Source organism: Penaeicola halotolerans, assembly GCF_016464625.1.
Lineage (GTDB): Bacteria > Bacteroidota > Bacteroidia > Cytophagales > Cyclobacteriaceae > Penaeicola > Penaeicola halotolerans.
On sequence record NZ_JAEAGO010000068.1, the window covers coordinates 1 to 272 of the forward strand.

1 protein-coding gene is annotated in these 272 nt (G+C 37.9%); it reads left to right on the forward strand.

Features of this window, described 5'->3' with window-relative positions; all coding sequences use genetic code 11:
- Nucleotides 1–261 (forward strand): rhodanese-like domain-containing protein (locus tag I5349_RS13750; RefSeq protein WP_226391353.1); only part of this gene is annotated, 261 nt, incomplete at its 5' end.
- Between the last annotated feature and the right edge of the window lie 11 nt (nucleotides 262–272).

Genomic DNA, 272 nt, shown 5'->3' on the forward strand with positions numbered 1-272 from the left:
ATTTTAATAGACGTTCGTGAAATCGGTGAGGAACCCGAAATTCCCTCCAGTTTTTGCAGTAAAATCCCTTTGTCTGAAATGGAAGCCCGACTTGCAGAATTAAATAAGGAGAATGAAATTACATTGTTTTGTCAGGCTGGAGGAAGAGCGATTCAAGCAGGTAGAATGTTGATAAAGGCTGGCTTCACAGATGTAAAAGCAGTAAGAGGTGGGGCAAAAGATATTTTGAAATTGATTGATTATGAAAAAAGTATTTCTTGAAGGAGCGATTT